We start from the raw sequence: 2,528 nt of genomic DNA on the forward strand, positions 1-2,528 counted from the left end.
GTTTAGGTTCAACTAAATGTATTTTAGTAATATCATCAAATTTAGCAAAACTAAATTTTGTATAACCTAGATTTTCAATACCTTTATTAATACTAGCAACATTGGCATTTAAATCACTAATATCATTTGATAAGGCATTGTAGGAATTATAAGCATTAAGCCGGTTATCAAACGCTTGAGTGAATTTAGGATCATTGTAGCTTAGCTTACCTTTATTGACTAAATCTAATAATCTATTAAATTCAGCTTCTGCTGTAAAATAAGCTTGTTCTTTATCCTTAAAGATTTGCTCTAGTTCTTTGTATTTGTTATATTGTTCTAAAAGATAAGCTTGATTTTTATCTAAATATGAAATTAACCCTAAAGTGTTACTAACATTTGGCTTGATAATATCATCATAAATAGTTTTAGCTTTTTCGCTTAATCTACCATCAAAATTATGCTCTTGATAGTTTAATAAAAAGCTAATACTTTGAGCTATGCTTAAAGCTTTATCACCATCTATGCCTAAATGTGTTTTTACAACAGCTTTAATTTCTGCTTCACTAGAATCTTTATCTAATCCTTTAAAAGCATTAATAAAATCAGCTAGCTTTTTAAGATCTTCAACACTTACAATATGCTCCACTCCTCTTATTTCATTGATAATCCATTCCATAATAACATTGGCATATAAATCATCATCATCTAAGATGACATCAGGATCGGTTGGGTCTATTGGATCGGTTGGTTTAGATGGCTTAGATGGTTTTTCTATGGTGTTAGCTTTAGATAAAAAGTCTTTATATGCATCGCTTTGAGTAGAATCGTTATAAGTGTGGATGTTTATTTTATCATTGGTATTACCCCAATAGCTTTGATCGGTAGTTGCATTGCTTAAATCGTTTTCATGGTGATAGATATGGATGTTTTTGAAATTTAAAGACGCTGGAGACATATTTATTCCTAAAAATTTTCCAGTACTTTCTACAGCATTGATATTTACACCTTTATCAAAATATAAATAAATATTTTCAAAGTTGTGAGCTAAATTTGCATTATTGCCGATAAATCCACCAGCAAAACTACTCATATCACCGCCATTGCTACAGCTATAAATTTCACCTATATTATTTAGTGATATTTTATTAAAGTTATCTTCTCCTATTGTACCAGCAAAGCCACCAGAACTACTAGCAATTCCCTTAAATTGCAAACCACTTATTTTTTTAATTCCATCTAAATAAATATTGGAAAAGTTGTTGTTGTATGAACTTCCAATAAAGCCACCAATATCGACAGAAAAGACATTATAGCTATCGGTTGTTCCTGTGATATTTGTTATATTTTTTACGGTAATTTTGTTAAAGTTACTACCAAGTGAACTTCCAATAAAGCCACCAATATTAAGACTTTCTGCTTCTCCATTAAAAACAGATTTTATCCCCATTTTGTTATAATCTATATTGATATTTTTAAAATTAGCATCTTTGGAAATGCCAAATATTCCTACATTATATACTTGATTTTTTGTTGTATCTATATTAATGTTTTTTAAAGTATAACCTTGTCCATCAAATGTTTTATTAAAAGCATCTTTATACGCTACTATCATATTGGTGCAGTTATTTCCTTCTATGCAATAATTGGCATAATTTTTACCTTGATCACCACCAAAATCTATATCTCCTACCAGTCTAAACTCATCCACAAATCTAGTATAACCTAAACCTTCATTCCAACCTTTAGCAAAGTGCCACCACTCTATAGCATTATCTTTTTCATTTCCCATATTACCTATAGTTAAAGCTCTTTTGAAATTAAGATTTCCTATATGGTTTTGATAATCTACTGCATTTACTATTACATCATCACCAAAGTTATATCCACTATTTGCAAAATTTATCATTTGTCTTTGTATATATCCATCTATTACGGCTGTTACATTAATAGTAGAATGTAAATTTGTGCTATCTGCATCAATATATACATAGTTTCCCACTAAATGTGTAATAGAGTTTTTATTGCCCACTTTACCACCTTGCATATCTACCTTATTCCCTATAAGTAATACATCATCAGCATTAATATTACCCATATTTACTACATTGCCTGCTTTTTGTGGCTTAAATACCGGTGAAAAAGAAGCACCTTGTTCTTTAGTTAACTTTGCAAATTTCCACATATCATCATCACTCATCGACGAAGTCGAAGCCACAAAGCGATTAGCATTGATAATTGATCCGCTCTTTTCTATAATAACCCCATTAGGATTAATTAAAAATACATTATTACCACCTGCATTTAATATACCTTCTATGGTAGATTTACTAGTACCATGAGCAATGTTTAGGTAGTTTTGTTGGCCTTTGAAGTTATTATTTCCAAAGTTTACCTTTTCACCATTTGCTATATTAAAACCACCACCCCATTGTATGACTGAGTTTGCTCCATTACCACTAACATTCATTATAGGTTTATTTGGATTAGTTTTATCTATACTTATACTCCCACTAGTCCCATGAGTAAATTTACCTCCACTAGGTAAA

General features: G+C 30.2%; 1 protein-coding gene. It reads right to left on the minus strand.

Translation table 11 applies throughout. The features are described 5' to 3' along the window. Positions 1-2,528: filamentous hemagglutinin N-terminal domain-containing protein (locus tag L8U00_RS07725; protein ID WP_263709103.1), on the minus strand; the 2,528-nt coding region annotated here is incomplete at both ends.

The organism is Campylobacter sp. IFREMER_LSEM_CL2256, assembly GCF_025771645.1.
Taxonomy (GTDB): Bacteria; Campylobacterota; Campylobacteria; order Campylobacterales; family Campylobacteraceae; genus Campylobacter_D.